This window comes from Gaiella sp., assembly GCF_039915195.1.
Classification (GTDB): Bacteria; Actinomycetota; Thermoleophilia; order Gaiellales; family Gaiellaceae; genus Gaiella.
This window is the reverse complement of sequence record NZ_JBDSNT010000003.1, coordinates 1-8,133: the sequence shown is the minus strand read 5'-3', so window position 1 is coordinate 8,133 and position 8,133 is coordinate 1. Positions and strand designations below refer to the sequence as shown.

General features: G+C 66.3%; 8 protein-coding genes and 1 pseudogene. 3 read left to right on the top strand and 6 right to left on the bottom strand.

The window, feature by feature from the left end; translation table 11 throughout:
- The 5 genes and pseudogenes from ABIR74_RS00155 to thrS form a co-directional block, all read right to left on the bottom strand.
- Positions 1-545 (bottom strand): DUF2332 family protein (locus ABIR74_RS00155; RefSeq protein ID WP_348174587.1); only part of this gene is annotated, 545 nt, incomplete at its 3' end.
- A gap of 23 nt (positions 546-568) precedes the next feature.
- Complete coding sequence (rplT, locus tag ABIR74_RS00150) at positions 569-940, bottom strand: 50S ribosomal protein L20 (protein ID WP_348174586.1); 372 nt, start codon at positions 938-940, stop codon at positions 569-571.
- A 3-nt stretch (positions 941-943) separates the two neighbouring features.
- Positions 944-1,141, bottom strand: coding sequence for a 50S ribosomal protein L35 (gene rpmI / locus ABIR74_RS00145; protein ID WP_348174585.1), 198 nt, complete (start codon positions 1,139-1,141; stop codon positions 944-946).
- Between the two features lie 19 nt (positions 1,142-1,160).
- A pseudogene (infC, locus tag ABIR74_RS00140) lies at positions 1,161-1,706 on the bottom strand (translation initiation factor IF-3); the annotation flags it as partial.
- A 318-nt stretch (positions 1,707-2,024) separates the two neighbouring features.
- The gene (thrS, locus tag ABIR74_RS00135) at positions 2,025-3,923 is read right to left on the bottom strand and encodes a threonine--tRNA ligase (protein WP_348174584.1); all 1,899 of its coding nucleotides are present in this window, start codon (positions 3,921-3,923) and stop codon (positions 2,025-2,027) included.
- A 372-nt stretch (positions 3,924-4,295) separates the two neighbouring features.
- Here thrS and ABIR74_RS00130 point away from each other — a divergent pair, with 372 nt between their 5' ends.
- From ABIR74_RS00130 to ABIR74_RS00120, 3 genes are all read left to right on the top strand, one after another.
- Entirely contained in the window at positions 4,296-5,639 is a 1,344-nt protein-coding gene (locus tag ABIR74_RS00130) for a DUF1800 domain-containing protein (RefSeq protein ID WP_348174583.1), read from the top strand.
- Positions 5,640-5,728: 89 nt separating this feature from the next.
- A complete protein-coding gene (locus ABIR74_RS00125; RefSeq protein WP_348174582.1) occupies positions 5,729-7,021 on the top strand; it encodes a DUF1501 domain-containing protein in 1,293 nt (430 codons plus the stop codon).
- A complete protein-coding gene (locus ABIR74_RS00120) occupies positions 7,018-7,374 on the top strand; it encodes a hypothetical protein (protein ID WP_348174581.1) in 357 nt (118 codons plus the stop codon). The genes ABIR74_RS00125 and ABIR74_RS00120 overlap by 4 nt, the downstream gene beginning before the upstream one ends.
- Here ABIR74_RS00120 and ABIR74_RS00115 read toward each other — a convergent pair.
- On the bottom strand, positions 7,371-8,033 hold the full coding sequence (locus ABIR74_RS00115; protein WP_348174580.1) for a Bax inhibitor-1/YccA family protein: 663 nt from the start codon (positions 8,031-8,033) through the stop codon (positions 7,371-7,373). The two genes, ABIR74_RS00120 and ABIR74_RS00115, sit on opposite strands and share 4 nt — an antisense overlap.
- Positions 8,034-8,133 lie beyond the last annotated feature (100 nt).

The following is an 8,133-nucleotide window of genomic DNA, read 5'->3' as shown; positions in this document are numbered from 1 at the left end:
GGGGCGAGGTCGATTCCCCGGCGGCCGCGGATCTCGAGCGGAGCCCGCAGCAGCCCCGCGGGCACGCGCCCGCGCTCGATCGCATCGAACGTGAGGCGCGCGCTCCGATCACCGAATGCTCCCTCCGCATAGCGGTACCCGTACCGATCGAAGACGAGGTTGAGACCTGCGCTCGGCCCGAGCTCGATCAGGTCGAGTGGCAGCCCCGTCGCGCGGGCGATCGTCAGAAAGGCGGGAACGAGCGCCACGCAGCGCTGCGTCTCGTTCGTCTGGACGCCCTGCTCCTCGACGAAGCGGCGCAGCGAAACGGGATGCGCTTCGAGCGCAGCGCTGAAATCGTCCCACCCACCAGAGAGCGCGTTCGGCGCGATGCCGAGCAGGACGTGGTGATGGACGGCTCCGAAGAGGCGAAGTCCGAGATCCCACGACACGTCGTCACCGACGATGCGTCGTGCGGGCGTGGTGTCCTCGGCGAGCTGCGCGGCGAGTCGCGCGTACACCGGTGAGCCGAGCAGAGCGAAGTGCTCCGCCTGTCGGCGGAGCACGTCGCTCTGCAGTTCTGCTGAGGTCAGGCCGCCTCGGCCTGGGCGAGCGCGGCTTTCGCCTGCTCGGCGACCGCGGCGAACGCTGCCGGATCGGAGACCGCGATGTCGGCGAGCGACTTCCGGTCGAGCTCGATTCCCGCCTTGCTCAGGCCGGACATGAACTGGTTGTACGACAGTCCGTGGAGCCGTGCCGCCGCGTTGATGCGAACGATCCAGAGCCGCCGGAACGTGCGCTTCTTGTTCTTCCTGTCGCGATAGGCGTAGGTGAGCGAATGCTCGACCTGCTCCTTGGCGTACGTGTAGTGCGAGTTCTTGAGACCCCAGTAGCCCTTTGCCTGGCTCAGAACCTTGCGGCGCTTCTTGCGTGCAGCAACAGATCGCTTCACCCTGGGCATCGGTTACCTCAACCCCAGTAGTCGCTTGACGCGCGGCACGTCGTTCGCCGCAACCGGCTGATCCTTGCGGAAGCCGCGCTTACGCTTCGAGCTCTTGTGCTCCAGGTTGTGGCTCTTCATCCCGTGGCGCCGCATCAACTTCCCCGTTCCGGTCACCTTGAAGCGCTTCTTCGCTCCGCTTCCCGTCTTCACTTTTGGCATCTGGGTTCACTCCTGCGTTCTTTGTCGGCCCGAAGACCATGATCATGTTGCGTCCGTCGATCAGAGGCGGCTGCTCGATCTGCCCGACATCCTTGATGTCCTCGGCGAGTCGCATCAGAAGGTCGCGCCCACGCTCGGGATGCAGGTTCTCTCTGCCCCGGAACATGATCGTGACCTTGACCTTCGCCCGCGTGTTGAGAAAGCGAACGACGTGGCCCCTCTTGGTCTCGTAGTCGTGGATTCCAATCTTTGGTCTGAGCTTGATCTCCTTGACGTTGATCTGCGACTGGTGCTTTCGCGCGACCTTCGCCTTCTGTTCCTGTTCGTAGCGGTACTTCCCGTAATCCATCACCCGGGCGACGGGCGGATCTGCCTGCGCTGCCACCTCGACGAGGTCGAGATTCTTGCTGTAGGCGTACTCGCGCGCCTCATCGGTCGACTTGATCCCGATCTGCTCCCCGTCCTCGCCCACGAGCCGTACGTTCGGCACGCGGATCTGGTCGTTGATCCTTTCCGTCTGGACGACGGGCCGGGTCCTGTCTTCAGGACGGCGCCGGGGTCTCAAAGGCTTCTCATCAAGCTATGTCTCTCTTCAAAACCGTGAAGTTCCTTCCGGTAAACGTCAAAAGCCGCTGGCAGGCAGCGGCACCGTTTCCCTCGTCGTTCGACTCGGTTGAACCCGCGCAGCTCGTGGCTGTAACACGCACGGCTCCGGAGGTGAGGGTAACGGCCCCTACTTTGCAGGTGGAAAGCGTAGCAGGGCCTAGACCCTGCATGTAGGGCCTATGCGGAGCCGAGTGAAACGAGGCGCAGGTCGCCCTCCACGACGCAACAGCCGCCCCGCACACGAGGACGAGGACGAGGACGAGGCTCCGCCTCGCCCCTACGCCGACGTAGTTGCCGCCGCAAGATCGCCGAGCAGCTCGTCGAGCGATCGGATCGACTGCCCTTCCCCACGCGTGCGCACGGCGAGCGCCGCCTCCGACTCTCGCTCGCCGAAGACGACGACGACCGGGATCTTCTCGAGCTCGCTGTCGCGGATCCGCTTGCCGAGCGTCTCGTCGCGCTCATCGACGTCAACGCGGTAGCCGGCGTCTCGAAGGCCGTCGGCAATGGCATGTGCGCCCTCACGGTGCTGCTCGCTCACGGCGAGCAGCCGCACCTGGACGGGCGCGAGCCAGAGCGGGAACGCTCCGCCGAAGTGCTCGATGATGATCCCGATGAACCGCTCGAGCGACCCGAAGAAGGCGCGATGCACGACGAAGACGGGGTGCTCCCGGTTGTCCGACCCCATGTAGGTGAGACCGAACCGGGCGGGCATCTGGGCGTCCAGCTGAATGGTGCCAAGTTGCCACGAACGGTCGAGCGCGTCGGTGATGTGCAGGTCGATCTTGGGCCCGTAGAACGACCCCTCACCCGCTCCGACGAAGTACTCGATCTCGTGTCGGTCGAGCGCCTCGATCAGCTTGCCCTCGGTGAAATCCCATTCCTCGTCGGCGCCGAGCTTGTTCTCGGGCCGCGTCGACAGCTCTGCGCGCGGTTCGATCCCGAAAAGGCCGTAGAGGTACCGGAGATACTCGAGGCACTGGTCGAGCTCGCTGTCGATCTGCTCGCGCGAGCAGAAGATGTGCGCGTCGTCCTGGGTCACATAGCGGACGCGAGTGAGCCCGTGGAGCGCGCCCGCGAGCTCGTTTCGGTGCAGGGGTGCAGCCTCGGCGAACCGCAGCGGCAGCTCGCGGTAGCTCCGGAGCTGGCTCCCGAAGAGGAGCATGTGCCCGGGGCAATTCATGGGCTTGATCGCGTACGTGTGCTCGTCGTCGATCGGAATCAAGAACATGTTCTCGCGGAACTTGTCCCAGTGACCCGACGTGACCCAGAGCGCCTTGTCGTAGATCAGTGGGGTCTTCACCTCGGAGTACCCACGTCGTGCGTTCTCGCGCCGCCGGAGATCTTCGAGTGCGTTGAAGATCGCCATCCCCTTCGGATGCCAGAAAGGCGATCCGGGCGAGTGCTCGTCGAAGTGGAAGAGGTCGAGCTCGGCGCCGAGGCGTCGGTGATCCCGCGCCCGAGCCTGATCGAGCCGCTCGAGGTGGGCGTCGAGATCCTTCTGACCGAAGAACGCCGTGCCGTAGATCCGCGTCAGCTGCGCGTTGTCCGAGTCGCCGCGCCAGTACGCGCCCGCTAACGAGGTGAGCTTGAAGGCCTTGATCGGCGCCGAGGTCTGCAGGTGAGGGCCGCGACACAGGTCGGTAAAGTCGCCCTGCGTGTAGAGCGAGATCGCACCCTCCGCGGTTTCGACGAGCTCGACCTTGTACGGCTCGCCCTCCGCCGCGAATCGCTCGCGCGCCTGCTCGGCCGTGATCTCCTCGCGCTCCCACGCCCGGCCCTCGGCAAGCTCCCGCTGCACTTCTGCCTCGATCGCCTCGAGGTCTGCGTCGTTGATCGGGGTCGGAAAGTCGAAGTCGTAGTAGAAGCCGTTGTCGATCGGCGGGCCAATCGCGACCTTCACGCCCGGGTGCAGCCGTCGCACGGCCTCGGCGAGGAGGTGCGCGGCGGAGTGGCGAAGGACCGCGAGCGCGTCGGGATCCTGCGTGTCTCGCGTCGTCAGGATCTGGAGCTTCGCACCGTCCGGCAACGGTAATCGGAGGTCCTGTGCAACACCGTCGGCCTTGACCAGCACGGCCTGTTCGGCGAGCTTCGGGCCGATCGCGCGCGCCGCATCGAGGCCGCTCGCACCGTCGGCGAGCTCGAGCTCGGTTCCATCGGGGAGGAGAACGTGCACGCTCCCAGGATAGACGCGACGCGGAAGCCAGGTTCACTCGTGCGAGCGATACACGCTCGCCCACCAGCGTGCCGACGATAGATCAATGCCGCTGCCCGTCAACACGAATCCCACTGATCCCGCTCAGGCCGAACGACTTCTGTGGCGGGCCGGTTTTGACCCGGCTCCGGGTGAGAAGCGCGTGCTCGCAGCGCGTGGCCTCGACGGGGCTGCTGTCCACCTCCTAACGACGGGGCCTGACAGACTCACTGGTGGCTCGATCGATTGGTGGGGTGCTCACTCGGTGACCACAAGGCGCGCGGCATGAAATCAACGCTCGCCGTTCGGGAGTAGGGATTCAAGCGCCGCAGGCGTCCGGACGATAGAGCAGCGATGGCCGAGATACCGACCTACGAGGGCACGTTCGGGCACGCTGAGGCGGAGCGTCTGCTCTGGCGCGCCGGATTCGGCCCGCGGAGGGGACAGGCGGCGACCCTCGCCAACCTTGGCCTCAACGGGGCAGTTCGCTCGCTCACGCATCCCCCCGGGGAGCGCTGGGTTGGGCCACGGCCGCGCGACGAAAAGGGACGCCCGCTCGCACCCGCCGACGCCTGGGGGCACGATCACCTCTGGTGGCTCGATCGGATGGTCAGAACGAGCCGTCCGCTCGTCGAGCGCATGACCCTCGTCTGGCACGACTGGTTTGCCACCTCGAATGCAGGCGTCGGATCGCAGAAGCTGATGCTCGCGCAGAACAGGCTCCTGCGCCGCTACGCGCTCGGGAGCTTCGACCGGCTACTCGTGTCGATCACAGCCAACCCGGCGATGCTGATCTGGCTCTCCGGCACGGACAACCGGAAGGACGCGCCGAACGAGAACTACGGCCGAGAGCTAATGGAGCTGTTCACGCTCGGCGAGGGGAACGGCTACACGGAGCGCGACGTGCGCGAGCAGGCCCGAGCACTGACCGGGTGGACGAGCACGTGGAAGCGAGGCAAAGGTCAGACCGACTTCCGCTTCGACTCGAAGCGCCACGACACCGGGGTGAAGACCGTATTCGGGAAGAAGGGCACCTACGCGTGGCGGGATTCCGCGTCTCTCTGCGTCCACCATCCGAAGCACGCACCGTTCTTCGTGCAGAAGCTCTGGAGCTACTTCATCCCCGAACCCCCGGACCCGAGGACACGAGCGGGGCTCGAGGCGCTCTACCGCGAGGGGTTCGAGGTACGCCCCGTTCTCGACGCGATCCTCCGCCATCCCGCGCTCTACACCGGCCCGCGCATGGTGAAGCCCCCGGTCGTCTACATCGCAGGTCTCCTGCGAGGGCTCAACCGCGGCGTCGACACGACGGCGTGGGTCTGGCTCTCCGACGGTGCCGGGCAGCGGCTCTTCAATCCACCGAACGTCGCCGGCTGGGACGACTCGCGCTGGCTCGATACCAATGCATTCCGCGGCCGGTGGTACATCGCGAACACCGCCCTCGAGAAGGTGTCGCTCGGGGACAAGAAGGGCAAGAAAGGCCCAAAGATTCCGAACGACCCGGAGGCGATCGTCAAGGGCGCGCTCGCCGTCCTCGGGAACCCGACGATCCGGCCCGAGACGCGTCGTGAGCTACTCACCTTTGCCCGAGGATCGTTGCAGGGCACGACCGGCTGGAAGGCCGAGTCGTATCCACCGCTCGTCGCGAACGCTGTACGCCAGCTCCTCGCCGTGTCCCCCGACCTCCAGACCTGCTGATGGGTTGCTGCAACGAACATTCCCGATCGGAGCTCCTGCGGCGCGGACTCGCCGAGGCGGGCAAAGGGCTGCCGGCTATAGAACCGGGAATGCCGATGCCGGCCGGGACGGGGCTCGACCGACGAACGTTCGTCGCGCGCGGCGTCGGACTCGCGCTCGCGGTCTATGGCGGTGCAGCGCTCCGCCCACAGGTATTCGATGAAGGAATTGCGGCCGCTGCCGCGGCCGGCCCACAACAGAAGGTTCTCGTATCGGTTTTCCTGGACGGTGGAGCCGACTCGCTCTCGCTCCTCGCTCCGACGGGCGATCCCCTCTATCGCCAGCTCCGACCGCGTCTCGCTCTGGCGGAGGGATCCGGGTCGGCGTTCACCGAGGACCCACGGCTGACGTGGCATCCGTCGTTGGCCCCTCTCGCGCAGCTCCACGGCGAGGGCAAGGTCAACGTCATCCCGGGCATCGGGTACGACGATCCAAACCAATCTCACTTCACGTCACGGCACTACTGGGAGGTCGGGGCGGCGGACGAGCGCCTCGCGACCGGGTGGCTCGGGCGGTATCTCGACCGTGTCGGCAGGCACGACAACCCGCTGCAGGGGTTGTCCCTCGACTGGAGCCTTCAGCCATCCCTGGCGACGGCGAGGATGCCCGTGGCCGCCGTCGATGCCCCCGATCGGTACGACTTCTGGGCGCGCGGCGTCTGGGGCGACGTCGGGACGCGAATGGTCGAGACGATCGCGAAGCTCGGAGAGCTCCCCACCCATGGTGATCCAGGCCTGAAGCAGGCGAGCGAAGCGGCGAAGCAGTCGGCACGCCTCTACGAGCAGCTGGCGCCGTTCCGGCCGAAGGACGATCGCAAGTCGATCGTCAGCCCTGTCGCGTATCCCGCTGGCGACGACCGGTTTCCGCGACGCCTCGCGGGACTTGCGGCGATGCTCGCTGCCGGTCTACCTCTTCGGGTCGTCGCTCTGTCAGCGCCCGGCGGCTACGACACGCACGACAACCAGGCACAGGGCCTGTCCGACGATCTCAAGCTCACCGCCGACTCGTTGCTCGCGTTTCAACGCGACCTCGAAGCTCGCGGGCTCGCCGATCGCGTCCTCGTTCACGTCTGGACGGAGTTCGGACGACGCGCGAAGGAGAATGGATCGGGCGGAACGGACCATGGAGCCGCCGGAGCGGGGTTCCTGATCGGCTCGCAGGTCTCGGGGCAGATGATCGGCGAGTTCCCGGGCCTCGGAAAGCTCGATGAGCAGGGCAATCTCCGCGCCACGAGCGATTTCCGCGGGCTCTATCGTGCAATCCTCGAAGACTGGCTTGGAACGGACGCCGCGGCGATCATTCCCGGCGCACAGAAGTTCGCCCGCCCCAGGATCCTTCGATGAAAACACGACTTGCTACCGCGACAATCCTCGCTTTCGCACTCGTACCAGCGGCTACGGCAGCCGCACCCACACCGGCCCGCCTCCAGGTCTCGGGCGACGAGTTCAGCCTCGCCCTCTCACGCGCCTCGATCCGGAAGGGCCAGGCGATCATCGAGCTCGTCAACTATGGCGAGGACGATCACGATCTTGCGCTCCGCCGAATTGGAGGCGCGCGCACGTATCGCGTCGGTGTCGTCGAGCCGGGACAGACCGGCTCGCTCGCGGCACGCTTCCGCCCCGGCCGCTTCACGCTCTGGTGCACGCTCGCCGATCACCGCACCCGCGGGATGCGCGCGACGCTGACCGTGCGTTAGCTGCGACCGCCGCCGAGGAGCGAGAGCAGCAGCAGGAAGACGTTGAAGACGTCGAGAAAGATCGACGCTGCAAGCAGTGGCGCAGCCTGGATCGAGTCGGCGCGGCGCAACCGCTGGAAGTCGTACATCGTGTAACCGGCGAAGATGACGAGACCAAGCACGGCGTAGATCACGTCGCCGCCCGGGATCGAGACGAACATCAGAAGGATCCCGAAGCCGATCAGCCCGAGCAGTGCAAAGAAGGCGACGCGTGCGATCTTCGAGAGATCACGGCGCGTGGCGTATCCGTAGGTTCCGCAGCCGCCGATGAAGAGGCCCGTCAGTGCGGCCGCCTGCCAGAGCGCCTGAGGCTGCAGTTCGGCGTAGTACGCGAGCGTCGGCGCAACCGCGACCCCGAGGAGGGCGCCCATGCCGAACAGAAGACCAACCGCGAGCTGCTCGGAGCGACGAATGGCGAAGTTGAGACCGATGATGCATCCGATCGCGCCGATGAAGGCGACGATGCCGAAGCCACGCGAGACGTCGCGGCCGAGGTAGGCGCCGAGGGCTGCAACGAGACACGTGAGGGCGACGAGGCCCATCGTCTGGCCGAAGATGGCGCGGGAGCGGTCGCGTGTGAGTACGACCGACGGCTGGGAGACTTGCTCGAGGCTGCTCATGCCGGAATCGTACTTGCTGGCTCGCCCCCGATGCCGCCCTCCATCGTCGGCTGCTCGAGCTGCGCGACACACCCCGAGATCGATCAGGTCTCGGGCGTGC